Origin of the sequence: Bordetella sp. 15P40C-2, assembly GCF_009763235.1 — a bacterium.
In the GTDB taxonomy this organism is placed as follows: Bacteria; Pseudomonadota; Gammaproteobacteria; order Burkholderiales; family Burkholderiaceae_B; genus Bordetella_A.
The window spans coordinates 133,933-158,073 of the sequence record NZ_WSJA01000001.1 but is presented as its reverse complement, the minus strand read 5'-3'; the positions used below and the strand labels follow the sequence as shown (position 1 = coordinate 158,073).

Sequence of the window (24,141 nt, the reverse complement as noted above, 5' to 3'; positions counted from 1 at the left end):
AACCATGAATAACCACACTCTCTGCTTTAGGATGGTGAACCTGTGAACGGCGCCGAAAGTCTTGTCCATACTCTGCTGAAAAGCGGCATCGATACTTGCTTTGCCAATCCCGGCACCAGCGAGATGCACTTCGTCTCGGCGCTGGACCGTATCCCCGGCATGCGCTGCGTGCTGGCGCTGGCGGAGACCGTGGTGACGGGCGCGGCCGACGGTTATGCACGTATTGCTGACCGTCCGGCCGTGACCTTATTGCATTGCGGACCGGGTCTGGCCAATGGTCTGGCCAATTTGCACAATGCGCGTCGCGCGAATTCTTCGATCGTGAACATCGTCGGGGATCAGGCCACGCACCACCGGCCGTTGGATGCGCCGTTGACAGCGGATACGGAAGGATGGGCGCGCCCCGTATCGGCCTGGACGCGCACGGCGAACTCCGCGGCCACCATAGGCCGCGATGCGGCCGCGGCGGTGCAGGCGGCGCGCATGGCTCCCGGTCAGATCGCGACACTGATCGCACCGTCGGACACTTGCTGGAATCCGGGGGGTGTCGTGGCGGAGGCCTTGGAAGTCCCCACCGCCTCCACGGTAGACGAGGGCTCCCTGAGCGCCGTCGCGAACATATTGCGCCAAGGCGAACCCGCCGTGATTTTTATCGGCAACGATGCACTGCGGGAAGGGCCGTTGTCGGTGGCGGGTCGTATCGCACAGAAAACGGGCGCACGCCTGATGGCGCCGACGTCGAATCGACGGATCGAACGTGGCGCGGGCCGTACCCCGATAGAGCGTCTGCCCTATGCGGTAGAGCCCGCCTTAGCGGCGCTTAAGGGGGTGAAGCATCTGATTTTGGTGGGTGCCAAGGCGCCGGTGGCGTTTTTCGCCTATCCCAATAAACCGGCGGTGTTGTATCCCGACGATTGCCAAATTCATGTACTAAGCCGCCCCGAGCAGGACCAGGCGGATGCGCTCGCTCGCTTGGCCGACAGACTCGGGGCCCATGAGCCCGCGCCAGCGGCGCAACGGGTGATCATGGAGCCCGCGCGCGGGGCGGTCACACCGGATGCGGCTGCTCAGACCATTGCCGCACTGCTGCCCGAGAACGCTATCGTGGTCGAAGAAGGCCTGACTTTCGGGCGCGCCTTCTACCCGACTTGTACCAATGCCGCGCCCCATGACTGGTTGCAAATCACGGGCGGTGCAATCGGCAACGGTATCCCCTTGGCCACGGGTGCGGCAATTGCCGGAGCCGGACGGCGCGTCGTGTCGTTGCAGGCCGATGGCTCCGCTATGTATTCATTGCAGGCGCTCTGGACCCAAGCGCGCGAGCAACTGGACGTCACCACCGTGATCTTTGCTAATCAGAAGTACGCGATTTTGATTGGCGAACTCGCGGGCGTAGGCGCGCAGGCAGGCACCACCGCCATGAATATGCTGGACCTCACGCGCCCCGCACTCGATTGGGTCAGTCTGGCTCGCGGTATGGGAGTCGAAGCGGCCAAAGCGCACACCATGGAAGAGCTGGCGGATCTGTTCACAGCCGCCAACAAACGCAAAGGCCCGTTCCTCATTGAATTGATGATCTGAACTCGGCGCACGCAGCCCGCAGGCGTGGCCCGCCTGCCGGGCGCGTTAAGGCAGGCCGCACGCATCATCACAAGGCAATTCATTGTGCAGAATGTACGTAACCAGCATGACGCGCAGCTCGTGCGCGTTGCCGAGACAAGCCGGGAGATAGTCCGGTTTTATCTCGACGGGGTGGAATGTTTTGGTCTCGCGGGGGACTCCGTCCTCACTGCGATTCTGACCCGACAGTCCCGCGTTCGGAATACCGAGTTCAGCCATGAACCCAGAGCCGGCTTCTGCATGATCGGTGCTTGCCAGGACTGCTGGGTCTGGTACGAGGACGGTTCGAGGTTGCGGGCCTGCACGACGCGATTGCGTGCAGACGTGCGTCTATGCACCGCTGCGCCGCTGGCGGAGGGCGTCTTATGACTGCGGCCATGCGTGTCGTCGTCGTTGGTGCGGGCCCCGCGGGTATCCGCGCCGCCGAAGTGCTTGTCAACGCGGGCCTGCGTCCGCTCGTGCTGGATGAAGGCGCTCGCTGGGGTGGCCAGATCTACCGTCAGCCGCCACAAGAGGCAGGTTTCAATCGTTCGAAGCGCGCTTTATATGGCTTTGAAGCGGCCAAGGCCGATGCCGTGCATCAAGCCATGGCGCGCATCCTGCCGCGCGTAGATTACTGTCCGGACACGTTGGCCTGGGGCGGGGGGGATGGCTATTTGGATACCTTGCAGCAGGGCCGGCAAGTTCGCGTGCCCTACACGCATCTCGTGATCGCCAGCGGCGCGACGGATCGCGTGTTTCCCATTCCAGGATGGACCCTGCCAGGGTGTTATACGCTGGGTGGCTCTCAGGTGGCCTTAAAGGCACAGGGCTGTGCGATCGGACGTCGGGTCGTGTTCGCGGGTACTGGTCCTTTGCTGTATCTCGTTGCGTATCAGTATGTGAAGGCCGGTGCGAATGTCGAGGCCGTGTTGGATACCAGTGCCTGGGCTCAGCAGGTTAAGGCGACTCCGCGACTCTTGAGGCAGCCGGGCACGTTTGCCAAGGGGGTTTATTACCTTGCTTGGCTGCGCGCGCAGGGCGTGCGCGTTGAGCACAATGTGCGTCTGGTGGGTATCGACGGCGTGCAGTCGGTGAGCGGCATACGCTGGATGCGCCACCGCTCGGGATCTCAAGCCGACGCACGCCCGCATAGCCTCGCCTGTGATGCGGTCGGGCTGGGCTACGGATTGCGTCCCGAGGCGCAGCTTGCTGATATATCGGGGTGTGAATTCGAATACAGCAACTTGAATCGGGCTTGGATACCCAGGCAGGATGGCGCAGGCAGAAGCTCACAGCCAGGAATCTATCTTGCGGGTGATGGCGCGGGCATTGCTGGTGCGGACGCGGCGGAGCTTTCCGGCAGGCGGGCGGGTCTGGCGATACTCGCCGATCTCGGCATCACGCCAGAGCTTGGGTCGCCGGACCTAGCCGAGATCAATCGCAAACTAGCGAGAATCAATACCTTCCGCGTGGGCATTGAGCAGGCGTTCTCCGTGCCCGAGAAGATCAGTGCTGCTTGGCCGGACGATATGACCGTGTGCCGGTGCGAGGAAGTCAAAGCCGGCACGCTGCGCCAATGTCTTCGTAATGGCGAGGCCTCGGAAATCAATCGCCTGAAAGCGCTAACGCGGGTTGGCATGGGGCGTTGTCAGGGGCGGATGTGCGGGGACGCCGCCATCTCGCTTATGAGCGATGAGCTGGGCATCCCGTTAAAACAAGCGGGTCGTCTGCGCGCGCAGCCGCCGATCAAGCCATTACCCATGTTTTGCAGTGCGCCGCCAGCGCACACTGCTGCGGAAGACGAGGCACGCGATGACTGATCGTATGGATGTCGATGTCCTCATCGTGGGTGGGGGGCTCGTCGGCGCGGCCTCCGCGCTCTATCTCGCTAAACGCGGCGTCAAGGCGCTCGTCATCGAGCGCGGTTATTGCGGCGCGCAGGCGAGCGGCGTGAACTATGGTGGTGTACGGTGTCAGGGCAGAACCAAAGAGCAGATGCCCCTGGCGTTACGCGCGCGCCGCATCTGGAACGGGCTGCCTGAGTTGATCGGCATCGATGGCGAGTTCACCGTGTCGGGGCATTTGCGCTTGGGACGAAATGAGGCGGATCTGGACGCGCTGGCGGCGTGGGCCAAGATGGCCGAGAGCTTTGGCTTGTCGGCGTCGATCATTGATGGCGCGCCATTTCGCGCCCGCTATCCGTGGCTGAGTCGCGCCGTCATCGGGGGTTCGCTGTGCCCTTCAGACGGGCATGCGAATCCTCGGCTGGTGTCTCCCGCATTTGCTCGCGCAGCCGTGAGCGCGGGCGCAATGGTCCTCGAACAAACCGAGCTGACCGAAATTGCTTTCGATGGTAATCACTTCCATGCGCAAGCGGGCGTCCATCGTGTTCGCGCCAAATGGTGCATCAATGCCGCCGGCGCCTGGGCCAATCAACTGGCCGAGACCTTCGGCGAAAAAACGCCACTAGAGCCGATGTATCCGAACATGTGGGTGACCGAACCGCTGCCCCGGTTCATTCCTCACAATCTTGGCATCTATGGCGGCGGGTTTTATGCGCGCCAGGTCGACCGCGGTAACTGTGTGCTGGGCGGTGGCATGGCGCGTGGCGACGATCGCTTTGCTCAACCTTCAGATGACGTGACGCTCTCCGTCATGCGAGAGGCTCAAACCATTATCCCCGCGCTCAAGCAAGCCCTCGTGATTCGATCATGGAGCGGTCTGGACGGCAAAACACCGGATCGCAATCCCGTGATCGGGCCGAGTCGCACGACGCCGCGATTGCTGCACGCTTTCGGCTTTTCAGGTGGGGGGTTCATGCTCGCACCGGGCGTGGGCGAAATCCTCGCGGAACTGGTGTGTGATGGCGAAACCGAGACGCCTATCGATGCGTTTTCAATAGACCGGTTCGCCGCCTAAAGGACAAGGTATGCATGCAATAGAAGAACTCGCCCAATTCGTCGCCCATTTGCCTGCGGGCTCGCTTCAAGGACCGGCCCGTGATAGTTGCGCCTTACTCGTGTTCGACTTGATGAGCGCGACGGTCGCGGGTGTGGGATCCGATCTGGCCATCGCGGCCCGAGGCTGCGCGAAATCGCTATATGGCGAGGGCGTGGCAGATGTTTGGCTGAGCGGCGGCTCGCTCAGTGTCGCCGGCGCAGCCATGGCGAATTCGGCCGCGGCCAGCGCGCTAGACATTGATGATGGACATCGGGGCGCGGCGGGCCATCCCGGCGCGGGCGTGATCCCAGCCGTCATGGCGGTGGCGCAAGCGCTGGGGTCCTCAGACGAGGATATATTCGATGCCATCGCGGTGGGCTACGAGGTGGGCTTGCGAACCGCTACCGCGCGTCCGATCGCACGGATTGATACCTATGCGACGGGGCGTTGGGTCAATTATGGCGTCGCGGCGGCGACGGCGCGCTTGCTGCGGCTCGATGCAAAGCAGACTGCGCATGCCCTGGCGATCGCCGGGGCGGAAGGCCCTATCGGTTTTCCTTCGGGCAGTTCTAAATATCAGGGCAGCACCGTCAAAGAGCAGATTCCCGCGGCCGTCGTAGTCGGCCTGACAGCTGCGTATCGGGCCCGCGAGGGAGCCACGGGGCCGATAGACCTGCTCGACAATGAGGACAATTATCGTCGTGAGGTGCTGACGGGCGGATTAGGGGAACATTGGTGGTTGCAGGATAGTTACATCAAACCCTATGCCTGCTGCCGCTATATGCACGCTGCAATTGACGCGATTCTGGCGATGCGACGTCCGGGCGCGCCAATCAAGAGTTTACGTATCGAGACGTTCGCGCGGGGATTGAAGCTGGTCAACGAACGTGCTCCCACGACGCTGGAAGGCGCTCAGTACAGCTACTATTTCAGCTGCGCGCTGGCCGCTGTGCATGGGGCCGCGGCGTTGCAGCCGGTGGATCCGCGCGTGTTGACGGATGCCGAGGTCCTTGCACTAGCGGCGCGGGTCGAGTTGGCAGCCCACGATGATTTCGCGCAATCGTTCCCACAGCGCACGCCATGCCGGGTCGTGATGGACCAGGGTCACGGCCCTGAAACCATGACGGTCGAATTCCCGTTGGGCGATGTCGCGAATCCGATGAGCCAGGATCAGGTCGCCCAAAAGTTCATTAATCTTGCCCGAGGCAACCTCGCGACCGCACAGCGAGATCAAATGGTGGCTGCATTGCAGGGCTTGACCACACAGGGATTCATGCCACTGTTTGAATCGTGGCGGGCTGCCTGCTAACGATCGGTGGGCATAGGCCATAGCATCGCACTGACGGGTATGCGTGGGGGGCATTGATCGGAAAGGCGTGGCCGCAGGCAAAGCCCGGGCCCGGCCACATAGAGAGAAGTAGCTCTACAATAACGATATCTCCGATCATCCGCCGCGTCGCGATCCCCATCGTTATTCGACGCTTTCTATGCAAGCCCTTCTTGGATTTACTTGGTTGCTCGCGTTTCAGACGCTGGGCGAAGCGCTCTCGCGCCTGTTTCACTTACCGTTTCCCGGCCCTGTCATTGGCATGTTGTTGCTGGTGATGGGCCTGCGCTGGTGTGCCGTCAGAGCGTCTGTGCAGATCGCGGCGCAGTATCTCTTGTCGCATCTGTCTTTGCTGTTCGTGCCAGTGGGCGTCGGAGTCATGACGCATCTGGGACTGATTAGCCAGTATGGCTTGCGAATTCTGGCCGTGATTGTGTTGTCGACCTTGATCGGTATGGTGGTCACCCTATTGGCGCTCAAGCGTGGGCGGGGAGACCAAAATGCGTGACTTCGTCGATCTGTGGGTCTATCTCTCGTCTACGCCCCTGTTCGGGTTGACCGCCACGTTGACCGTGTATTTAGCCGCACAGGCGTTTTACCTGCGATTAGGCCAGGCGCCATTGGCCAATCCCGTGTTATGGAGTGTCGTCATCCTGGCTGGAGGTTTACAGGTTTTTGGCGTCCCTTATCAGACCTATTTTTCCGGGGCGCAATTCATTCATTTCCTCTTAGGACCGGCCGTGGTAGCGCTCGCCTGGCCGTTGTGGGTGCGGCGCGCTGAATTGCGCGCGCGGTGGGCGCGTCTGTTGTGGGCGGCCTTGCTAGGGGGTGGCGCCGCCGCCGCTAGCGCCGTCTTGCTGGCCTGGCTATTTGGCCTGCCGCATGAAGTGGTGTTATCGCTGGCGCCGAAGTCCGTCACCGCGCCAGTAGCCATGGGCATATCCGAGGCGATCGGGGGTATTCCATCGTTGTCGGCGGTATTCGCGGTACTCACCGGTCTGGTGGGTGCGTTGAGCGGCAAATATCTGTTTGATCTGCTGCGTATTCCGCGTGACGAGCCCGGATGGGCTGCGCGGGGCTATGCGCTTGGGACGGTCTCGCACGGCATCGGGTCGGCGCGTGCCATTCAGGTCAACGCCGATGCGGGCGCGTATGCGGGTCTGGCGCTGGGCGTGCAGGTGATCTTGTCTTCACTACTTATACCGCTTGTTTTCAAGCTCATCCCCTGACGCCGTTTGCGCAAAGCCCATAGGTACTAGCGCGCGCGGGCCTGAGGATATATCAACGGCATTGATAAATACCCAAATTTTTTTCGTTTGCGGTGGAGTATCCGCCTTCTTATCATCGTTCCTCTAAACACAAGTAGTAGCAATCCTGCATCAGGGGAAAACATGAGTATCTTGAAGAAGGCGGGTCGTTCTGGCGCCCGCGCAATGGTCCGTTCTGCCGCCATCTTGGCCGGCGCGCTTGCAATCAGCTTTGGCTCGGCCGCTCAGGCCAGCGATTATCCGAATGGCCCAGTCACGCTGGTGATCCCGTTCTCGGCCGGTGGTTCCACCGACGTGATCGGCCGCCTGATTGGCGACCGTCTTTCGACCGCCTTAAAGCAACCCGTCGTGGTCGAGAACCGTGGCGGCGCGGGCGGTAACATCGGCGCCGCGATGGTGGCCAAGTCCGCGCCGGATGGCCGCACGCTGCTGTTTGGCACCACCGGCATTTTGTCGATGAACCACGCGCTCTACGCCAAGCCCGGCTACACCGTGGGCGAAGACCTCATCCCGGTGGTCTACACCGCATCGATTGGCAACGTGCTGATCGTCAACAATGACCTGCCGGTCAACAGCGCCGAGGAACTGCTCAAGCTCGTCAAAGAAAATCCGGGCAAGTACACCTTCGCCTCGTCGGGTGCTGGCAGCTCCACGCACATGTCGGGCGAACTCTTCAAGAACATGGGCGGCGTGGACATCATGCACGTGCCTTATCGCGGCAGTGGCCAAGCCCTGGTGGATCTGATGGGCGGGCAGGTGCACATGATCTTCGACAACGCGCCGTCTTCCGTTCCGCTGGTCAAGACCGGCAAGGTGAAAGCCCTGGCCGTCACCAGCAAGGATCGTCTGGCCGCACTGCCCGACACGCCCACCATCGCTGAGACGGTCCTGCCCGGGTACGAGTCCTTGTCCTGGACTGGCGTGGCAGTGCCCGGCGGCACGCCTCAAGAAATCGTCGATCGCTTAAACAGCGAGATCAACAAGATCCTGCAGCAACCCGATGTTCAAGCCAAGTTGGCGGATCTCGGCGCCAAGGTGACCGGTGGCACGCAGCAAGATTTCAACAACCACATCGCGGCCGAACGCGAGAAGTGGTCGAAGATCATCGCTGGCGCGAATATTCCGAAGCAGTAATGTCCGACGGGGTTAGGCAGCGCGAGGCGCCGCTTAGCCCTTGGCCAGCACCCGGACGCCATCCGGTACCGGCGTTTGGCGCAACGTACGCAGCATGTAGTCCACGAACAGCTCCGATCCGGGCGATAACGCTCGCAGCTTGCGCGTCACCAGATGGACCTGGCGAATTAGCGTGGGGCTGCTCAAGGGTCGAAATACCAGGTGTGGACCCGTGATGCGCGAGGCGGCCAGCGCCGGCAGCACGGAATAGCCCTCGGTCCATTTCAGGATCGCGCCGAGGGACGAGGTGTTCGAGACCTCGTTGCCGCTGTGGGCGAACAGATCGCTACGGTCGGCATGTTGACGCAGGTAGGCGCCGATGCCCGTATCGGCGGTAAAGCCGATATAGTCTTCGGCAGATAGTTCCGACCAGCGCATGGCGCGGCGGCCCTTGGCATAACGGTGATCATGGCGGCAGACCAGGCCAAATCGGTCCTCGAATAATGGCGTGTAGATCAGCTCTTCGCGCTGCTTGTGAGGACTGGCGAAGGCGAAATCGACCTCGCCCTGTTCGACCATGCGTTCGACCTGTTCAGAGGCGGCATCGTGTAACGATACGGTGATCTCCGGATAGTCGGCGCGCAGTGTGGCGATGGCGTTGCCAAGAAAGTAATGCGTCACCGAGGCCGCGGCGGCGATCCGGACGTGACCGCGGCGCCCCTGCGCCAGCGACTCCAGATCGGCCACGGCGCTGTCAAACTGTCGCAGGATATGTTCGGCTTGTGGCAGGAAACGTTCCGCCTCGGGCGTCATGACGACGCGGCGAGTGCTCCGGTCAAACAGTTTGAAGCCGATGTTGTCTTCGAACTGCTGGATGGTGGCCGTCAACGCGGACTGCGTCAGGAACAGTTGTTTGGCAGCGATCGTGAAGGAACCCGTGGTGGCCACGGCAACGAAGGCACGAAAGTGCCGCAGCGACATAGTGCGGTTCATGTCGGTAAACGATTTATCGATAAACACGAACAGTAGACAAATAATAATCATTTGTCGAGATTAATGGGCGCCCCTAGAATCGTCAGGCGTGATGCCCATGCAGCATCCATTCATTTATCAAGGAGATACCCAATGACTCGCCCAGGCGTATTGACCATTCCCTCCATGAAAGACCGCTGTTCGCCCGAGGAGTGGCAAGCGCGCGTGGATCTGGCCGCATGCTATCGCCTAGTCGACCTGTATGGCATGTCCGACATGATGGCGAACCATATTTCGTCGCACGTCCCGGGCGAAGAGGGCGCCTTTCTGATCAACCCGTACGGCATGATGTACGAAGAGATCACCGCCTCCAGCCTCATCAAGGTGGATCTCGACGGCACGATCCTATCCAAGCCCGATTTCGGCGAGCTCAACTACGGTATCAACAAAGCCGGCTACGTTATCCATAGCGCCGTGCATGCCGCACGCCCCGAAGTGGGCTGCGTGATTCATACGCATAGCTGGGCATCGATGGCCGTGTCGGCGCTCGAGTGCGGCTTGCTGCCGATCACGCAGACCTCGATGCGTTTCTTGCGCATCGGCTACCACGACTTCGAAGGCGTGGTGTTGAAGTCTGACGAGAAGGAATCCATCGTACGGGACCTCGGCGACAAAGAGGCCTTGCTCTTGCGTAATCACGGTGCACTGGTAGTGGGCCGAACCGTGGGCGAGGCATTTAACTGGATGCACCGGCTCGAGCTTGCGTGCCGTACGCAGCTGGCCGCCATGGCCGCCAATACGCCGCTACGCGACGTGCCGCCCGAGGTGCTGCAGGAAACCTGGAACAATTATCAGCCGGGGACTCGTCGTCCGTATGGCGTCATGGAATGGCCGGCGTTGCTACGCAAGCTCGACCGTCTCGATCCGTCCTTCCGCGACTAAGCCGGAGTCTCACTATGACCGCAGCAAAACCTGCCCGGCTGCTGATCTCGAAAGTCGCTCGGGAACGCCTGGGCGACGCGCTGGACGAGGCCATGCAAGGCTGTCCTTTCGAGGTCGTGACCCCCACGACGGACCCCGATACCGCGCCGGGCGACATTCACGTTGGCTACTGGTCGCGCGATGTGACCGGGTTGTCGACCAAGCACGATATCAAGCTGCCGCTCGAAGCGTTCTACACCAGCCTGCGCAGATCGCCCGATCTGCGATGGGTGCATGTGCATTCCGCGGGGGCGGACCGACCGTTTTTCGCCGAACTGGCAGAGCGCAAGGTGCGCGCGACCACCTCGCCAGGCGTGAACGCCGACGTGGTGGCACAGACCGCGTTGACCGGGTTATTGATGCTGGCTCGCCATTTTCCTTTGTTGCTGGAGCAACAACGCGAGCGCCGCTGGTTGTCGCTGGTGGCCACTGGCTTGCCGACTGATCTGGTGGGGCAGACCGCGCTGATCGCCGGATGGGGCCCGATCGGGCAGCGCATTGCCGCTGTGCTGCGTGTGCTTGGCGTGAAGGTGATCGTGGCGCGCAGCTCCAATACCCCGGTGGACGACCAGACCGAGACCCTGGCCTATGAGGACATCGGCCAGTACGCCGGGCGCATCGATTGGTTGATCCTGGCTTGCCCTTTGACCGAACGCACCCGCCGTTGGATCGACGGCAAGGTGCTGGGCGCGCTCAAGCCGTCGGCGCGACTTATCAATGTCGCGCGCGGCGAAGTCGTGGATCAGGCCGCGCTCATCGAAGCATTGCAGCAACGCCGTTTGGCCGGCGCCTATCTCGATGTCTTCGAGCATGAGCCGCTGGACTCGGCCTCTCCGCTGTGGTCCATGGAAAACGTGATCGTCACCCCGCATGCAGCCGGTCATTCCGATGGAAACGAGCGGCGTGTGGACCAAATCTTTCTCAAACACTTGCGTGAGTGGGCGGCTCAGTGGCCTGCCAGCGCGTGATCCCTTACTAGATTAACTGGAAACGCCATGGAATTCCTTGCATCACGGGTCAACCGAATCAAGCCGTCGCCCAGCTCGATGGCGGGCCAACGCGCGCGTGAGTTGCGCGCAGCGGGGCGCGATATCATCAGTCTGACTGCCGGCGAACCCGATTTCGATACGCCCGCAAATGTGTGCGAAGCCGTTGTCCGCGCAATGGCGCAGTCGCGCACCAAGTACACCGACGTAGGCGGTACCCCCGAACTGAAGGCCGCCATCAAGGCGAAGTTCAAGCGCGAAAACGAGCTGGACTACGAGACCAGCGAAATCATCGTGGGCACCGGTGGCAAGCAGATCATCTTCAACGCGCTGATGTGCACGGTCGAACCCGGGGTGGAAGTCATCGTTCCCGCGCCATACTGGGTGTCGTATCCCGATATCGTGCTGCTGGCCGGTGGCACGCCGGTGACGGTGCAGTGTCCCGCCGACAAAGGCTTCAAGCTGCAGCCGGAAGACCTCGAACGCGCCATCACGCCGAATACCCGCTGGGTGATCCTGAACGCACCGAATAATCCCAGCGGAGCGGTCTATAGCCGCGAAGAGCTGCTGGGCCTGGCCGCCGTGCTGGATCGTCATCCGCATGTCTGGATTCTGACCGATGACATGTACGAGCATTTGCTCTATGACAATCGCCGTTATTACACGATCGCCCAGGTGGCGCCGCAACTGAAGTCGCGCACGCTCACCATGAACGGTGTGTCCAAAGCGTATGCCATGACCGGCTGGCGCATCGGTTATGGCGCGGCGCCCGTCGCGTTGATCAAGGCGATGACCAAGCTGCAATCGCAGTCCACGTCTAACCCTTCGTCCATCAGCCAGGCCGCCGCGGTCGAGGCGCTCAATGGGCCTCAGGATTTCATTGCCGAACGTTGCGCGATCTTCCAGGAGCGCCGCGACAAGGTCGTCGCCGCGTTGAACAGGATCCCAGGCATTCACTGCCATCTGCCGGAAGGCGCGTTCTACGTGTTTCCGTCGTGCGAGAAACTGCTGGGTAAAACCACGCCGGCCGGCAAGGTCCTGGAGACCGATGAGGATTTCATTCTTTATCTGCTCGACGAAGTGAACCTGGCCGTCCTGCAGGGCGCGGCGTATGGCGTGTCGCCTTACTTCCGCATTTCGTTTGCGACCGGGATGGATGTGTTGGAGCAGGGCGTCGCGCGTATCGCGCAAGCGGTGGAGCGGTTGCGGTAAGTCCAGGCGGGCTTCAAGGCGGGCTTCAAGGGCGAATCCGTCATTGTGCCGCTGAGCAGGACGAATAAGGGCGAGGGCGCGATGGCGTTCTCGCCCTTTCTTTCTTCCGAATTAAACATTCGAAAGAATGTGTCGCTAATACTAGGGTGCTCCGCCCGTGCGGGGGGCCGCGACGGCGACGCTGGGGCGGCTTGGGGGCTAAATCGAACAGGAAACGGCCCCGAGCAGACTGCTGGGAAGGGGCCAGCAGATACTATGAAACATTCATCTAGTACCAGAGAAGCAGGCTGGTGGTCCCGAAAAAGCCTGTCTTTCAAAATGGGGGTGGTGACGAGCGCCGTCACCGTCACCGTCATGGCCATTCTCGGTGGGGTAATGACGGTAAACAGTCACCGCGCCGCGGCGGAGTCAGTTCAACGCGAAATGGCGGCCACAATGACGCTCATCGAAGAAAGCCTTCAACTGATGTACAGAAGCGCCATGAGCCGCGCCGACACGTTGTTGCCCGCGTATATCGACGCGCTAGGCGGCGTGCCGATATTAGACGGCAGTCGTGTCGAGACGGGCCAGGCAGGCTTGGTTCCCCGGCTCATCGACCCAGACGGCAACACCCTCAATGACGATATCACCGTCCAAAATCAGCTGAACCGCCTCACTGGCGCCGATACGTCTATCATCGTGCGCGATGGCTCCTCCTGGGTTAGGGCAGCGACCTTGCTCATGGACGATCAGGGGCGCTCGGCAATCGGTAGCAAGTTGAACCCACAGGACCTCGCGGTAAAGGCGCTTGAGGCAGGTGAGAGGCAGGCTGGCCTGGTGCAGCGCTCCGGACGGTGGTACGCCATGACAATCATGCCCTTGAAGGACGCAAAGGGAGAGACCTATGGCGGACTGACGGTCCGTGTGGACGTGGACGACGATGTTCGCGGACTACTTTCCTTTTTGAGCAGCGCCAAGGTAGGCGAATACGGCTCCATCGGCGTGCTGGAGCGCAACACGAAGACCAGAAAATGGACTTATGTGGGGGGTATCCGGGCGGGTACTGAAGCGACCCCGGAAGTCACCGAGCTCCTGGATAAACTCGAGCGCAGCCGGTCTGGATTTATGGAAGTCGATCTGGGCAATGACCGGGGTAATAGCTATTTGTCCTGGTCGAACATTCCGCACTGGAACTGGATGCTGTATAGCTCGGGCCCGGTGGATGAATTTCTGGCCGCCAGTCGCCGTAGCACCCTGATCCAAGGGCTGTTGATGTTGATTGGCACCCTTGCCATCGTCGGCGTGGTGGGCTTGCTGTTGCGTCAGACTCTGCGACCCGTGCGCGGTGTCGTCAATGCCCTGGAGCGCCTCGGCGAGGGTGATCTGAGGGTTGATATCCCGCCGGCCCCCGCCAACTCCGACAATGAAGTTCACAAGCTGCTCTCGAGCGCTGTGCAAACACGCGACAATCTGGCCAAGGCGGTGACGACAGTCCATCACAGCGTGGATGAAATCAATGTGGGCGCCAGCGAGATCCTGTCTGGCAACACCGATTTGTCCAGCCGTACCGAAGAACAGGCAGCTTCGCTGGCGGAAACCGCCGCGAGCATGCAGGAGCTCGCCAGCACGGTGCGCCAGAACGCGGAAAACGCCCGTCAAGCCAACGACATGGCACATAACGCCTCGTCCAAGGCCGAGCAAGGTGGCAAGTTTGTCGGTGACGTGGTGGGAACCATGCAAGATATTTCGGCAAGCTCGGGTCGGATTGGCGAAATCGTTAACGTGATCGACAGCATCGCCTTCCAGACCAACATTCTCGCGCTTAATGCCGCGGTCGAAGCGGCACGCTCCGGCGAGCAAGGCCGAGGCTTTGCGGTGGTTGCGGCCGAAGTTCGCGCGCTCGCCCAGCGCAGTGCCGTGGCCGCCAAGGAAATCAAGGCGTTGATCGATGCTTCGTTGGTGAAGATATCGACGGGTGCGGAGCAAGTCGAAGTCACGCAAAAAACCATCCGCGAGGTGGTCCAAGCCGCGCATCAAGTGGCGATCATCATGGGCGAAATCTCCTCGGCGACCGAGCAGCAATCCGCGGGCATTGACCAGGTCAACATGGCGGTGTCTCAAATGGATCAGGTCACCCAGCAGAACGCGGCACTGGTCGAGGAATCCGCCGCCGCGGCGGCCTCGCTGGAAGAACAGGCCAAGGCGCTGGCCGAGGCGGTGTCGGTGTTTAAGCTGTAATAGGCGTTGTTGGTTCGGGCGCTGTCGGGTCTCCTGTACAACGTTTGAACGTTTCGCTTGCCAAGGCCTCGTCGGGTTGTCCCGCACGAGGCCTTTATGCATTACAAAAACTAATGCCTATGTGAAATATCGTCGCTGTATTGATGCGCGTGTTTTACCTACCATTTCGGGACACAAACGGTAGGAGACAACATGCTTTTTCTCGTCATCAGCACCCCGCGTCCCGAACGCCCCACCACGCTCATCGACGCGCGTAGCCGCTACTGGGATTGGATGCGGCCGCTGCTGGATTCCGGGCAATCCAAGTTCGTGTATGCCCGCGCCGGCCGCGGGGCTGTCGCTTTGTTCGACGTGGATTCCAACGCGACGCTGCATCGGTATATGAACGAGTGGGCCGACATCATTCCGGCGCATTTCGACGTTTTTCCCCTGCTCGATGAAGATTCGGCGAAGGCTTACCTCGCCGTTCAAGCGGAGGAGCTGCCGTGAACGCCGGGCGTCGCAACTGCTTGACCGTGGCGGCGCGCCTGGCGCTTGCCGTCATGGGGGCATCCTGCATGGCCCCCAGCTTTGGCGCAGCCGTTTTTCCCGATAAGCCCGTGCGTATGATCGTGGCCTTTCCCGCCGGTGGCGGGACCGATATTGTGGCGCGTCTCATGGCCGAAAAGCTGACGGCGCGCTGGGGTCAGCAGGTCATCGTGGACAACCGCGGTGGCGCCGGCGGTGTGATCGGCACGGAAGCGGCCGCGCGTGCCGCGCCCGATGGTTATACGATTTTCATGGCCACATTGGGCAATTTGTCGATCAATCCGCACCTCTACAAGATGGGGGTTGATCCTTCGGCAGACTTCGCTCCTATTTCCAACGTTGTGGATGTCCAGTTTGCATTGGTCGCCAACCCCAAACTTCCTGTCAAGAACGTTGAAGATCTGATCGAGCTGGCCAAGAAAAAGCCCGATGAGATTACTTTTTCTTCTTCGGGCGTCGGTGGGGCCCCGCATTTGGCCGGCGAGCTGTTCAATGAGATGGCGGGGGTCAAGCTGACCCATATCCCCTATAAAGGCAGCGGCCCAGGCTTTACCGACCTGATCGGCGGGCAAGTCAACGTCACGTTCGACAGTCTCGTGCAGTCCTTGCCGCATATCAAGGCCGGCAAACTGCGGCCCTTGGCGGTATTGGGGCGCCAGCGTTCACCGCTATTGCCCGATGTGCCGACCCTGTCAGAGGCTGGCGTGCCGGGCTACAACTTTACGAACTGGTTCGGTCTGGTCGCGCCGCGCGGCACACCGGCCGAGCGTATCGACGCGTTGAATGCAGCGGTCAACGGCGTATTGCAGGACCCCGAGGTCCGCCAGCGGTTGGCCGATATGGGGGCGACGCCGGCAGGAATGACGCCAGCGGCGTTCGAAACGCTCATTCAGGATGAGCGCGCCAAGTGGGGCAAGATCATCCAGGAGCAACAGATACAGGCACAGTAGCGCGTGCGAGAAGCCAGTTGCGAAAGCATACGATCTTGCCATCGTCCGCCCGCGCTTGTGGGCAGACGAGATGATACCCCCGAGTGCGTCGCAGGACCAACGGATGAGGCGCCACCAGCCGGCCTTGCTGGATGTCTTTTTCCAGATAGCGCAGTTGGCCCAACGCGACGCCCAACCCTTCCATCGCACATTGGTAAATCACGCTCAGGTCTTCGTAATACATGTCTCCGACCGCCAACCCCCGCGTCGCACCGGCCAGGGCAATCCAGTCCGCCCAATGCTGCGGCCGTCGATTCGAATGCAGGAGCGGCAATGCGAGAAGCGCCTCGGTTGTACAGGGGCGCGGCAGGCGCATGGCCAGCTCGGGCGCCATCACGGGTGTCAGCTCATCGCTGAACAGGAGATCGCTATGCACGTTTTCCCAAGGTCCGTCGCCATACACGATGCCGACGTCCGCGTCATCGCGATTGAAGTCCACGCCCTCGACGCTGGCTGTCAGGCGGACGTTGATATCGGGATGGTCGGACTGGAACGCGGGCAACAACGGAATCAGCCAGCGCACGAACAAGGTCGTATGGCCGCGCACGGTCAGCACCTGCTTGGCGCCCGTCGAGACGAGATCCTGGGTGGCGCGCACGATCTGGCTAAACGCAACAGTCAGCGAGGCCGCGTACATCTCGCCGCCGCGAGTGAGTTTCAACTGGCGCGCCTGGCGCTCGAACAGATCGAACCCCAGCCAGCGCTCCAACGCGCGAATCTGGTGGCTGACGGCGCCTTGGGTGATATGCAGTTCCTGGGCGGCACGCGTAAAGCTCAAATGTCGCGCGGCGCTTTCAAATACGCGCAGAGGGTTTAACGGGGGTAATTGAGGGTTCATGCGTATCAACGAGTTTAGTTATTCATTGTGCTTCAGTAGGAGTAAGTAGTGAACGCCAGATATAGCACCCAATTTCCATCGCTCGAAGGCGAAGTGGATCCGCAAGAATGGCAGGCGCGCAAAGACCTCGCCGCCTGCTATCGGCTCATGGACCGTTATGGCATGACCGATATGATCTACAACCACATTACGGCCCAAATTCCCGGTAAGCCCAATCGCCTGCTGATTAATCTGTATGGCCTGCTGTACAAGGAGATCACCGCCTCGAGTCTCGTCGAGATCGACTACGAGGGCAATATTTGCCGTAAACCCGACACGGATTACGGCATCAACAAGTCGGGCTATGTGATTCACGGATGTATCCATCGCGCCCGACCGGACGTGCACTGCGTGATCCATACCCATACGCGTGCCGGCATGGCCGTATCGGCGATGCGCGATGGCTTACTGCCTATCACGCAGACGGCGTCGCGTTTTCATGGGCACATCGGTTATCACGAGTTCGAAGGCCCCGCCATCGATCTAAGCGAACAGGAGCGCCTCGTGCGCGATCTTGGCCAGCATAACGCCATGATCCTGCGCAATCACGGCCTGCTGGTTTGCGGCGCTTCGGTGGCTCAAGCATTCAACCTGATGTACCAGCTGGAAATGGCTTGCCGTACCCAAGTTGATGCGATGAGCGGCGGGGGCGAGCAGGTCCTTATCCCCGACTCCGCCATCCTGGAACGCTCGGCGCACCTTTATCAGCCGGGAACGCGACGCCCGTATGGAGAGCTGGAATGGCATGCCATGCTGCGCTTACTGGACGCCGAGCCGGGTGGCTATCCCTCTTACGCGAGCTGATCAATACAGGACGAGATCGCCATGACCCTTACTGTCCCGCCCGGCGCATGCGATTGTCATGTGCATGTATTCGGGCCTGTTACGCGTTATCCCTATGACCCCGCGCGCACCTATACGCCACCGGACGCATCGTTAGCCGAGCTACAGGCGCTGCACGGTAGCATAGGCGTGAGCCGAACCGTCATTGTCCATCCTAGTCCTTATGGCACCGATAACCGGTCTTTGATCGACGCGCTACACGCGCTAGGCGAGAACGGACGCGGCGTGGCGGTGGTCGACGAAGCCGTCACGGACGAAGAACTACACCAGCTGCATACTGCGGGCGTGCGTGGCGTTCGAGTCAATCTCGAAACAGCGGGCGAGCACGATCCGGAGATAGCGCGCGGCAAACTGCACCGCGCAGCGCAAAGAGTCGCACCGTTGGGGTGGCATGTGCAGACCTATACCAATCTGGCGACTTTCTCGGCCCTGGCCGATAGTCTTGCCGATCTGCCTACGATGCTGGTTGTCGATCATTTCGGCCGTGCCCGGGCGTCGCTTGGGGTGGAGCAGCCCGGGCTCGCCGATCTGCTCAATGCAGTAGCAGACGGGCGCGTCTATGTGAAGTTGTCGGCGCCCTATCGGATATCGCAAGAGCCGGATTACCTGGATGCGGCGCCTATTGCGCGCGCGCTGATTGCGGCCAACCCTGAGCGCATGTTGTGGGGGACGGACTGGCCGCATCCCGGATCGGCTGCGGGGGTAGCGCTCAGCGTCGATCGACCGACGCCGTTTCGGCAAGAAGACGATGGGCGGGCGTTGCTACGCTGTCTGGAATGGGCCGGTAGCCCCGAAATCGCGCGGAAGATTCTCGTCGATAATCCCGCCCGCCTTTACGGGTTCTAGATCACAGCTAATAAGATTCATCCAGGAGACACACAATGATCCGCCGCCTGACTCTCGCTTCAATGGCCATATTGGGCTTAAGCTTCCTCACACCACTGACCTCCGCGCTCGCCGCCTATCCCGACAAACCGATACGCATTGTGGTTCCGCTTGCGCCCGGCGGCACGGTGGATATGGTGGCCCGTCTGATTTCCAAGGGCCTCGGGCAGGAGTTGGGCCAATCTGTCATTGTCGAGAACAAAGCCGGCGCGAGTGGCTTGATCGGTACGCGCGAAGTCGCACGGGCCGCGCCCGACGGATACACGCTGCTGGCGGTCGCCAATACCTTTGTGTCGGCGCCTGCTTTTGTTCCCGAGGCGGGCTATGACCCGTTGAAAGACTTCGCGCCCATTACGCAGACCTGTCAAATTCCGATGGTGCTGGTGGCACATCCGTCGCTGCCCCAGAATACAGTCACCGCGCTGATCGAGGATGCGCGCGCAAACCCTGGCAAGATCTCCTTCGGGTCATCGGGCGTTGGCTCTACGGGCTACATCGCGGCGGAGCTCTTTAGCAGGCAGGCTAACATCGAGATGTTGGGCGTCGCATATAAGGGCAATGCTCAGGCTTTAACCGACTTGGTCGGCGGCCAGGTGATGACCATGTTCGATCAGGTAAGCACGTCAGCGCCCTATATCAAGTCCAATAAACTCAAGCCGATCGCCGTGACGACGCAGACGCGCTCGGTGCTATTGCCCGATGTGCCGACCATCGCTGAATCGGGTTTGCCCGGTTACGAAGACGTGACGTTCAACGCCATCCTGGCGCCAGCGGGAACCCCCGCAGAGGTCGTGGACAAGCTCCACGGCGCGATCGCCAAGGTATTGGCCCAGCCCGCGCTTCGCGAACAGCTTGGGGCGCAGGGCATAGAGGTGAAAGTCAGCGCCACGCCTGCGGAGTTCGGCCAGTACCTGGCGGAGTCTCAGAAGAAGTATCGCGGGATTGCCGGCCCTGTGGCGTCGACCAATTAAGATATCGATGCGCGCGGGCCTATGCGCCTCATCCCGACAGACCGAGCCCGCGCGCGCTGATGCCGTGAATCAAGCAACTTTCACGACGGCTTTCCGTGAAGCGCGGTGGGACCGACAAGCCCATATTGCGCTACCTAAATCCAATCCTATATACGAGACCGTTAAATCATCGTTGCGATACCCCGATCCCACTAGCACGCAACACCGACAACAGCTCTCCAAACGCCGCAGTGATATGCGACTCAGGCACCCCCGCGTAGCCCAGCAGCAGCCCCCGTTGCGGCTTGGCTCGCACGTAGTAGCGCGACAAGGCGCGCACCAATATGCCGCGTTGTGCCAAGGTCTGCTGTAGCGCAACGTCATCCACATGATCCGGCAATCGCAACACCACATGCAGACCGGCGTTGCTATCCTGCGAGTGCAAGAATTCCGCGCCCAGATGCTTTTCGATTAAGCCCACCAAGAAAGAACGCCGTCGCGCATACAGCAGCCGCATGCGGCGAATATGGCTGGCATAGTGACCGTCGGCGATGAGCTGCGCCAGCGCAAGCTGCGTCAATGCATGCCCTTCGCGGTAGAGATCCGCCTGGGCGGTGTGAAACGCTTTCGCCAATCCGCGCGGCACCACCATGTACCCCATACGTAACCCCGGATAAAGGGTCTTGCTGAAAGTGCCTACGTAGATCACGGGCGTGGCCGCATCCATCCCCTGCATCGCCGGAATGGGATGCCCGCCGAAACGAAACTCGCTGTCGTAATCGTCCTCCACGATCCACGCCCCATTAGCCCGCGCGAACGCGATAAGCTCCTGACGGCGTGCCATGGACATGACAGATCCCAGCGGATACTGATGCGATGGCGTGACGAAAATCAGGCGAGGGCGTCCAGGACGATCCGGAATACATAGCCCCTGAGCGTCGACCGGCACGGCCACCACGCGTATGCCTTGCTCCATGCCCAACACGCTGCGAAAGCCCCAATAGCCGGGGTCCTCCACCCATACGCTTTGCCTAGGATCGACCAGCATCTTTACGGTCAAGTCGATGGCCTGATGCACGCCTTCCGTGATCAGGATCTGTTCGGGATCGCAACGAATGGAGCGCGCGATGCGCAGGTGCGCGGCGAGCGCTTGCCGTAGCTCCGGCCGACCGCCGCCCGAGGCATAGGTCAGCAGTTCGGGCGAGGGCGTGCGCCAAAGTTTGGCGAGTATGCGCGCATACTGCCGGTGAGGAAACGCCGTGACATCTGGCACCCCCGGCATGAAGGCGCCCCATTGCTTAGGCGCGGCCTGGGCGCGTTCGATCAGGCGAGTGGCACGGCGCGACAGCGGCGTGGTCGTCGTGTCCGCCGCAGCGCGATTATCCGCGCCGTCGATATTCAAAAAGCGGTCTGGCGCGGTCGCCGAGACAAACGTGCCGCTGCCGACCCGGGAATGCACATATCCCTCGGCCAATAACTGGTCATACGCATGAATCACGGTATTGCGCGAGACGCCCAGCTCCTGCGCAAGATCGCGCGACGAGGGCAGGCGCGACATGGGCGTGAGGCTGCCGTCCAGAATCGCGGCACGCAGGCAAGCGTAGAGCTGCCGATTGCGGGGTTGCGCGGCATCGAGGTCAAAGCGTTGCAGAAGCAGGTCAGCACAAATCGAACGCATCGTCTCGCTCCGTCCGTCCAAAAGACCGTAGTGTAATTGGACCCATCGAATTACCAAAAGTGGCTCTTACCGATGGTGCCAATGGGCGCGAGAATGCATTACCCCTTTCCCTCTATTGATAGTCGTCAATTCGAAATGTCCAAGAACCTCGACCTCAAACAGCGCCGCCTTGATGCCATGCCCCGTGGGTTGGGCGTGATGTGCGATTTTCATGCTGACCGCGCCGAAAACGCCACCCTCTGGGACGTTGAAGGCAAGGAATATATCGATTTCGCGGCCGGCATCGCCGTGTTGAACACCGGCCACCGCCATCCGAAAGTCGTGGCTGCCGTTGCCGAGCAGCTCGAGCGTTACACGCACACCGCGTTCCAGATTGTTCCTTACGAAGGCCCGGTTGTGCTGGCCGAACGTCTGAACGCCCTGGTGCCGATCAAAGAAGCCACCAAGACCGTTTTCTTCACCACCGGTGCCGAGGCCGTCGAGAACGCGATCAAGATCTCGCGCGCCCATACCGGTCGTTCTGCCGTAATCGCCTTTGGCGGCGCCTTCCACGGCCGTACGCTGATGGGCTTGGCCTTGACCGGCAAGGTCGTTCCTTACAAGGTCGGTTTCGGTCCGTTCCCGTCCGAAATCTTCCACGTGCCGTTCCCCACGCCCGTCAATGGCGTGACCGCTGAAGATTCCCTGGAAGCGCTGACGCAGCTGTTCAAAAACGACGTGGATCCCAAGCGTGTCGCGGCGATCATTGTCGAGCCCGTGCAAGGCGAGGGCGGCTTTAATCCGGCTTCCAAGGAACTGATGCAAGGCTTGCGCAAAGTCTGCGACGAGCACGGCATTGTGTTTATCGCCGATGAAATTCAGACCGGCTTCGCCCGCACGGGCCGCATGTTCGCCATGGAACACTTTGGCGTCGAGCCCGACCTGATGACGATGGCCAAGGGCCTGGGTGGCGGCACGCCGTTGTCCGCGGTATGTGGCCGTGCCTCGATCATGGATGCACCGGCCCCGGGCGGCCTGGGCGGCACCTACGCTGCGAACCCGCTGGCGGTTGCCGCCGCGAATGCGGTGTTGGACGTGATTGAAAGCGAAGGCCTGGTCGAACGGTCGGCCCAACTGGGCGAGCGCATGCGCGCGCATCTGGAGTCGTTAAAGGCCAAAGTGCCCGCGATGGCCGACGTGCGTGGTCTCGGTTCCATGCTGGCCATCGAGTTCCGCGATCCGGCTACCGGTCAGCCGGACGCTGCCAAGGTCACGGAAGTGCAAAAGCGTGCGCTGGAGCAGAACCTGCTGCTGATCTCTTGCGGCATGTACGGCAACGTGATCCGTCTGCTGTATCCGCTGACCACGCCGGACGCACAGTTCGACAAAGCGATGAAGATCATCGCTGACGCGCTGCAAGCTTAATCTCAAAGCGCTAGAACCAAGAAGCCTCACCGTGACCCTGTAACGGGGTCACGGTGAGGCTTTTGCGCTATGGATCCACATCACACGACGTGGTTGAGCGATGCACGCCGGTTAGCCCGATTTGAGCATGCTGAGGATATGCGTGGCTAGAGCGGCGTTGAGAAGAAATCCGGTGGAAACTCCAAAATCACCGGCACACCGTCGACCCGGGCGACGCGAAAGCAGAAATCCGGGTCAATCGGCATGTACACCGTTTCATCGTCGCGCGAAGCGCTTCCGTGAATGGTCGCCCATCGCATGGCGTCGACCTCGTCGTTAAATGGGCCATACAGGCGCAACGTGGCGTGTCGACCCGAAGCAGCCAGCAGTACCGTGCCATCCTGGCGCACGCGAAAGCCCTCTTCTCGCGGGGCGGTCACGGGTGTCAGATGATCGCAGCAATAGCCCCTTGCCTCGAGCGCGGTTCTCGCGTCCAGCGCGCATGCGGCGCGAACCACAAAGGTCAGCGCATCGCGAGCTTTCTGCGGGTGATGCCCTCTGATGAAGAAGGTCAGTTCGTCGGGCCATTCCTTGGAGGGCTCAGCAAAGTTACTCAAGTGCTTGCCTATGCGTTCTTAGTGTTGTGTGGTCAGGGATCGCACTCTGAGAACACTAGAGATGCGAAGACACCCTGTCGGACGCTCGTAACTGTCCCAATCGCAACGATAGCGGGTTTGATTAACCGCTATTTGATGTTTATCAATGTTACCCATGATTTCTGGGCATAGTATGCCAACGGATAGTTGCCGGGGGTTGCAATTGGTTTCGGTGCGCCCACGTCAATGCCGTTCCCGGCAGGTGAACGACGAGGCAAGGGCACTCGATAATATCCCACCGCCAATTAAAATATTTCGATATTCCCAAAAAACTGATGCTTTATCTCCAATAATGTGAGATAGTATTTAACATTGCGTTTCTGTATTTCACCCGACAGGGAAAGCTTGATCCTAAGTTGTAACTGTCAATAACATTTGTACGTAAATGGCACACCACTCCGGCTGCGACGACACGGCGCTAAGCGAAATCCGTGATGTCAATTTGAACTATCTGATATTGGCCCAACGCCTGCTGCGAGAAGACTTTGCCACCGGTTTGTTCCGCACCGGCTTGAGTGAAGAAACGGGTCGAATCGTCTTGCAACTGTCACTGCAGCAGGTGGTGGCGCTGGCATCCACGACCGCATTGTTGTGTGGCTTCAGGCTCAACGACGCCTCCTTGCTCTCCGCGTTGTCCAAGTCGGGCATGAACGGGGCCTTACAACAAGCCCGCATGACGATGGCGTTGACACAAGCTCCCACTATGCCTCTGCAGTCGGTCACGGTATAAGGCA

The 24,141-nt window shown here is 60.8% G+C and carries 24 protein-coding genes; 19 read left to right on the top strand and 5 right to left on the bottom strand.

Annotated elements, in window-relative coordinates; all coding sequences use genetic code 11:
- Window positions 1-42: 42 nt before the first annotated feature.
- Window positions 43-1,581: an acetolactate synthase large subunit gene (locus GOQ25_RS00755; protein WP_160348518.1), complete on the top strand. Its 1,539-nt coding sequence runs from the start codon at window positions 43-45 to the stop codon at window positions 1,579-1,581.
- A gap of 45 nt (window positions 1,582-1,626) precedes the next feature.
- On the opposite strand, the gene GOQ25_RS19735 is transcribed toward GOQ25_RS00755, so the two are convergent.
- Window positions 1,627-1,839, bottom strand: a complete 213-nt coding sequence (locus GOQ25_RS19735; RefSeq protein ID WP_336603740.1) for a hypothetical protein — start codon at window positions 1,837-1,839, stop codon at window positions 1,627-1,629.
- Here GOQ25_RS19735 and GOQ25_RS00750 point away from each other — a divergent pair.
- The 7 genes from GOQ25_RS00750 (at window position 1,753) to GOQ25_RS00720 (ending at window position 8,271) form a co-directional block, all read left to right on the top strand.
- A complete protein-coding gene (locus tag GOQ25_RS00750; RefSeq protein WP_336603739.1) occupies window positions 1,753-1,989 on the top strand; it encodes a 2Fe-2S iron-sulfur cluster-binding protein in 237 nt (78 codons plus the stop codon). The genes GOQ25_RS19735 and GOQ25_RS00750 overlap by 87 nt on opposite strands.
- The gene (locus GOQ25_RS00745; protein ID WP_160348517.1) at window positions 1,986-3,422 is read left to right on the top strand and encodes an NAD(P)/FAD-dependent oxidoreductase; all 1,437 of its coding nucleotides are present in this window, start codon (window positions 1,986-1,988) and stop codon (window positions 3,420-3,422) included. The genes GOQ25_RS00750 and GOQ25_RS00745 overlap by 4 nt, the downstream gene beginning before the upstream one ends.
- Window positions 3,415-4,521 (top strand): FAD-binding oxidoreductase, encoded by a 1,107-nt coding sequence (locus GOQ25_RS00740; RefSeq protein ID WP_160348516.1) that lies wholly within the window; start codon window positions 3,415-3,417, stop codon window positions 4,519-4,521. Before GOQ25_RS00745 ends, GOQ25_RS00740 begins: the two co-directional genes overlap by 8 nt.
- 10 nt (window positions 4,522-4,531) lie before the next feature.
- Window positions 4,532-5,851, top strand: coding sequence for an MmgE/PrpD family protein (locus tag GOQ25_RS00735; RefSeq protein ID WP_160348515.1), 1,320 nt, complete (start codon window positions 4,532-4,534; stop codon window positions 5,849-5,851).
- A 178-nt stretch (window positions 5,852-6,029) separates the two neighbouring features.
- Window positions 6,030-6,377 carry a CidA/LrgA family protein gene (locus tag GOQ25_RS00730; protein ID WP_160348514.1) on the top strand — a complete coding sequence of 116 codons (348 nt, stop codon included), beginning with the start codon at window positions 6,030-6,032 and terminating at the stop codon, window positions 6,375-6,377.
- Complete coding sequence (locus GOQ25_RS00725) at window positions 6,370-7,098, top strand: LrgB family protein (protein ID WP_160348513.1); 729 nt, start codon at window positions 6,370-6,372, stop codon at window positions 7,096-7,098. The genes GOQ25_RS00730 and GOQ25_RS00725 overlap by 8 nt, the downstream gene beginning before the upstream one ends.
- 162 nt (window positions 7,099-7,260) lie before the next feature.
- Entirely contained in the window at window positions 7,261-8,271 is a 1,011-nt protein-coding gene (locus tag GOQ25_RS00720; protein ID WP_236844232.1) for a tripartite tricarboxylate transporter substrate binding protein, read from the top strand.
- Window positions 8,272-8,304: 33 nt separating this feature from the next.
- Here the strand turns inward: GOQ25_RS00720 and GOQ25_RS00715 are convergent, their stop codons facing one another.
- Window positions 8,305-9,294, bottom strand: coding sequence for a LysR family transcriptional regulator (locus GOQ25_RS00715; RefSeq protein WP_236844431.1), 990 nt, complete (start codon window positions 9,292-9,294; stop codon window positions 8,305-8,307).
- A gap of 81 nt (window positions 9,295-9,375) precedes the next feature.
- On the opposite strand from GOQ25_RS00715, the gene GOQ25_RS00710 reads away from it, so the two are divergent.
- The 6 genes from GOQ25_RS00710 (at window position 9,376) to GOQ25_RS00685 (ending at window position 16,096) form a co-directional block, all read left to right on the top strand.
- Window positions 9,376-10,164, top strand: a complete 789-nt coding sequence (locus GOQ25_RS00710; protein ID WP_160348512.1) for a class II aldolase/adducin family protein — start codon at window positions 9,376-9,378, stop codon at window positions 10,162-10,164.
- 14 nt (window positions 10,165-10,178) lie between these two features.
- Window positions 10,179-11,171, top strand: a complete 993-nt coding sequence (locus tag GOQ25_RS00705; RefSeq protein ID WP_160348511.1) for a D-2-hydroxyacid dehydrogenase — start codon at window positions 10,179-10,181, stop codon at window positions 11,169-11,171.
- 27 nt (window positions 11,172-11,198) lie between these two features.
- Window positions 11,199-12,401 (top strand): aminotransferase class I/II-fold pyridoxal phosphate-dependent enzyme, encoded by a 1,203-nt coding sequence (locus tag GOQ25_RS00700; protein WP_160348510.1) that lies wholly within the window; start codon window positions 11,199-11,201, stop codon window positions 12,399-12,401.
- 255 nt (window positions 12,402-12,656) lie between these two features.
- A complete protein-coding gene (locus tag GOQ25_RS00695) occupies window positions 12,657-14,618 on the top strand; it encodes a methyl-accepting chemotaxis protein (RefSeq protein WP_160348509.1) in 1,962 nt (653 codons plus the stop codon).
- Between the two features lie 192 nt (window positions 14,619-14,810).
- Entirely contained in the window at window positions 14,811-15,107 is a 297-nt protein-coding gene (locus GOQ25_RS00690) for a DUF3303 domain-containing protein (protein ID WP_160348508.1), read from the top strand.
- The gene (locus tag GOQ25_RS00685) at window positions 15,104-16,096 is read left to right on the top strand and encodes a Bug family tripartite tricarboxylate transporter substrate binding protein (RefSeq protein WP_370519847.1); all 993 of its coding nucleotides are present in this window, start codon (window positions 15,104-15,106) and stop codon (window positions 16,094-16,096) included. The genes GOQ25_RS00690 and GOQ25_RS00685 overlap by 4 nt, the downstream gene beginning before the upstream one ends.
- Here GOQ25_RS00685 and gcvA read toward each other — a convergent pair.
- Window positions 16,065-16,973 (bottom strand): transcriptional regulator GcvA, encoded by a 909-nt coding sequence (gcvA, locus tag GOQ25_RS00680; protein ID WP_160348507.1) that lies wholly within the window; start codon window positions 16,971-16,973, stop codon window positions 16,065-16,067. The two genes, GOQ25_RS00685 and gcvA, sit on opposite strands and share 32 nt — an antisense overlap.
- Before the next feature lie 48 nt (window positions 16,974-17,021).
- On the opposite strand from gcvA, the gene GOQ25_RS00675 reads away from it, so the two are divergent.
- The 3 genes from GOQ25_RS00675 to GOQ25_RS00665 are packed head-to-tail and all read left to right on the top strand — an operon-like array spanning window position 17,022 to window position 19,711.
- A complete protein-coding gene (locus GOQ25_RS00675; protein ID WP_370519846.1) occupies window positions 17,022-17,816 on the top strand; it encodes a class II aldolase/adducin family protein in 795 nt (264 codons plus the stop codon).
- A 21-nt stretch (window positions 17,817-17,837) separates the two neighbouring features.
- Window positions 17,838-18,701, top strand: a complete 864-nt coding sequence (locus tag GOQ25_RS00670; protein ID WP_160348506.1) for an amidohydrolase family protein — start codon at window positions 17,838-17,840, stop codon at window positions 18,699-18,701.
- Between the two features lie 35 nt (window positions 18,702-18,736).
- Entirely contained in the window at window positions 18,737-19,711 is a 975-nt protein-coding gene (locus GOQ25_RS00665; protein ID WP_160348505.1) for a tripartite tricarboxylate transporter substrate binding protein, read from the top strand.
- A 166-nt stretch (window positions 19,712-19,877) separates the two neighbouring features.
- On the opposite strand, the gene GOQ25_RS00660 is transcribed toward GOQ25_RS00665, so the two are convergent.
- Window positions 19,878-21,368 (bottom strand): PLP-dependent aminotransferase family protein, encoded by a 1,491-nt coding sequence (locus tag GOQ25_RS00660; RefSeq protein WP_160348504.1) that lies wholly within the window; start codon window positions 21,366-21,368, stop codon window positions 19,878-19,880.
- A gap of 93 nt (window positions 21,369-21,461) precedes the next feature.
- Here GOQ25_RS00660 and gabT point away from each other — a divergent pair, with 93 nt between their 5' ends.
- Window positions 21,462-22,772 (top strand): 4-aminobutyrate--2-oxoglutarate transaminase, encoded by a 1,311-nt coding sequence (gene gabT / locus GOQ25_RS00655; protein ID WP_370519845.1) that lies wholly within the window; start codon window positions 21,462-21,464, stop codon window positions 22,770-22,772.
- A 146-nt stretch (window positions 22,773-22,918) separates the two neighbouring features.
- Here the strand turns inward: gabT and GOQ25_RS00650 are convergent, their stop codons facing one another.
- On the bottom strand, window positions 22,919-23,368 hold the full coding sequence (locus GOQ25_RS00650; RefSeq protein ID WP_160348503.1) for a hypothetical protein: 450 nt from the start codon (window positions 23,366-23,368) through the stop codon (window positions 22,919-22,921).
- Between the two features lie 424 nt (window positions 23,369-23,792).
- On the opposite strand from GOQ25_RS00650, the gene flhD reads away from it, so the two are divergent.
- Window positions 23,793-24,137 carry a flagellar transcriptional regulator FlhD gene (gene flhD, locus GOQ25_RS00645; protein ID WP_160348502.1) on the top strand — a complete coding sequence of 115 codons (345 nt, stop codon included), beginning with the start codon at window positions 23,793-23,795 and terminating at the stop codon, window positions 24,135-24,137.
- Window positions 24,138-24,141 lie beyond the last annotated feature (4 nt).